Genomic DNA, 2,496 nt, shown 5'->3' with positions numbered 1-2,496 from the left:
CTGACGAAACGCAGCCCGGTTTCACCGCTCAGCCATGGATTTGCAAGTAGAACCTCAGGCCGCAATCCGCTCAACAGGGCGGCGGGCAACGGCACGATTTGGAAACAGAACACGGCAAGGCCCAGAGCAAGCAACCACAGGGCCGAGCGAGGGATGCCGTGCTCAGACGGCCTTGAAAAGATGGCCGCGGCCGCGACAATCGCCGCCACCTCGATCAGCGCTTCGGTGTAGAGACCGCTCGCGGTGCCGCCGCCAATCAGCACTGACAGGAAAAGAACCGACCCAAGCAGATATTTTTCCCATTCCGTGGACCGGGCTGACCGCTCTCTCAAGATGAAACTCTTTCGATGCTCAATTTGTGCATGACCAACGTGCCAACGTATCGAAATCGCCAGCTCTCAGCGATGGCAGCTGTTTCCAGCCGCAACACTTGCATGGGACACGCGCCTGGTCCGATCGCGAAATCCAGACTCAACTGCCGCCGATTGAATGTGCCCTCCGGAATGTTGAACCGAGCTATTTCTCCCGCCGGATCCGCGCATCTGATGGACCAGAACAACTGCTTGGGCAGCTTCAGGTTTCTCGCGGAGGCGATCAGGGAAATCCTGTAGGAGCCGGGAGGCAGTTCGACATATTGCTGGAGCGCGGCGTTCTTCACCGGCGTATTCAGAAACCGGACAGTCGCTCCGCTATCGCTTTCTGCGACATCGCGCGCCCCGGCAAAGGTAATTTCCAGACCGGAGCGGTCGCGAACCTGCCAGTCGAATGGCTTGTTGCTGAGGATCTGTTCAAAGCCGCCGTTGAAGATGTATCCGGCCAGTGTCCGCTCCTGATCGGTCAGACTGAACAGGAACAGCCGATAGGCCGCCTCGTATTCCTTCTGCCGGATGTACCCGTTGATTACGGCAGACAATTCCTTCGACGTCGGTTGTGAGCTCGATCCGGTAAGGTCCAGCAACAGTTGATTTGCGACGCGCAGGCCCCGCGGATCCTTACCAAGGGCGGAGAAAAGATTGGACCTCCACGGTGCCTCGATCCTTAAGGCTGCCAGGACAGCCTGATATCCGTCCGGGTTTGCAAGAATAGCCGGCAAGCCCGCCGCAATGACTGGAAATGTGTCCGGCCACCGGCGCAGCAACGTGTCGATCTCGGCGACGGCCTTTGACAGGTCGCCCATCTCGATCGAGCGATCGATCGATCTCTGAAGCGAATGGATTTCAGTCTTGGACAGCTTTCGAGCCTGGTCGAAGAGTTCAAAAGCCTCGTCTTTCTCGCCTTGTCGATACTCAATCTCGCCTATCAGGCTGTAGAGCCGGGCGTCCGCGACGTTGAAACGAAGCGCGCCCCTCGCCTTTGCTGCCAAGACCTCGAGATCAACACCGTCGCCTGTTCCGCTCAGCCGACCGGCAATTTCGCCTATCAAGGCATCTATGTTCAACGGATCGAGCGCAAGCGAGACGGCCGGCGTTTCCGACTCAAGAAGCCGACTTAGCCCTATCGACGAAACCGCCAACACCAGAACGGAGGCGACGAACCAAACGCCTGAACGCCGGAGATTTCGCGTGAGCGGGCTCGCCTGCTCCGTCATCGACTTTGCCCTCAATTTTCGGGGTACTCGCGCCATAGTCGTAGTACTGATAGTTCATGTATTTATAGGCGTAATTGTAATCGAACTTGTTGACCGTGAATTTCGACATCGCCGCTCCGATCACGTTCGCACCGGCTGAGCGCAGACGCTTGAGTGCCGTTTTGGCTGACTTGCGTGTGACCTGATTGGTCGAAACGACCATCAATGTGCCTTCGGCAAGCCGGCTGAGGATTGGTGCATCGGAAAGACCGACGACCGGCGGGGCGTCGATGATGACCAGATCGAAGCGTTTGCCGAGATTGGTCAAGATCAACGCCATCTTCGGCGACGAGAGCAGGTCGGCCGGATTCGGCGGAATCGTTCCGGACGTCAGCACGGTGACATTAGGGTATTTCGTCGGTCTGAAAATGCCCGGCAGATCGTCCTTGCGAACGGTATTAGTCAGCAGGTTGCTCAACCCGATCGCATTGTCGAGGCCGAACAGCCGGTGCAGGTTGGGTTTGCGGAGATCGCCGTCGACAAGCAGAACCCTTGCGCCGAGTGCCGCGAAATCCTGGCCAAGCTTGAACGACGTGGTCGACTTGCCTTCCGACGGTTCCGAACTGGTCACCAGCAGCGATCGCGGCGCGCCCTCCGCACCGGAGAACTGCAGCGATGTTCGCAGCGAACGATAGGCCTCGGAGAGCCCGGATTTTTGATCGGCGATGCTGGCTATGAGTTCGCGGTCACCGACAAGCGGCAGGATGCCGAGCATCGCCAGCCCCAGCTCTTTCTCGATCTGCTCCGGGTTGGTGAAAGTATTGTTCAGCAACTCGATGATGTAGATGATCGATGCAGCCAGGGCCATGAAAAGCGCGAGAGCGACTGCAAGGTTGATGCTCAGACGTGGAGAATAGGGGGCTGTGGGC

At 58.2% G+C, this 2,496-nt stretch carries 2 protein-coding genes and 1 pseudogene; all 3 read right to left on the bottom strand.

The annotated features are described in order from the left end of the window. Window positions 1-263 (bottom strand): annotated as a pseudogene (locus EN750_RS28980) (O-antigen ligase domain-containing protein); the annotation flags it as partial. Between the two features lie 65 nt (window positions 264-328). Continuing rightward, window positions 329-1,588 (bottom strand): hypothetical protein, encoded by a 1,260-nt coding sequence (locus tag EN750_RS28975; RefSeq protein WP_127398796.1) that lies wholly within the window; start codon window positions 1,586-1,588, stop codon window positions 329-331. Beyond that, a partial coding sequence (locus EN750_RS28970) for a polysaccharide biosynthesis tyrosine autokinase (protein WP_127398795.1) occupies window positions 1,476-2,496 on the bottom strand: 1,021 nt, incomplete at its 5' end. The genes EN750_RS28970 and EN750_RS28975, both read right to left, overlap by 113 nt.

Source organism: Mesorhizobium sp. M7A.F.Ca.ET.027.03.2.1 (assembly GCF_003999175.1).
Taxonomy (GTDB): domain Bacteria; phylum Pseudomonadota; class Alphaproteobacteria; order Rhizobiales; family Rhizobiaceae; genus Mesorhizobium.
This window is presented reverse-complemented; position numbering and strand designations above follow the sequence as displayed.

Excerpts from the sequence above, each read along its gene's own strand:
- EN750_RS28975 (WP_127398796.1), bottom strand. The coding sequence starts at position 1,588 with ATGACGGAGCAGGCGAGCCCGCTCACGCGAAATCTCCGGCGTTCAGGC.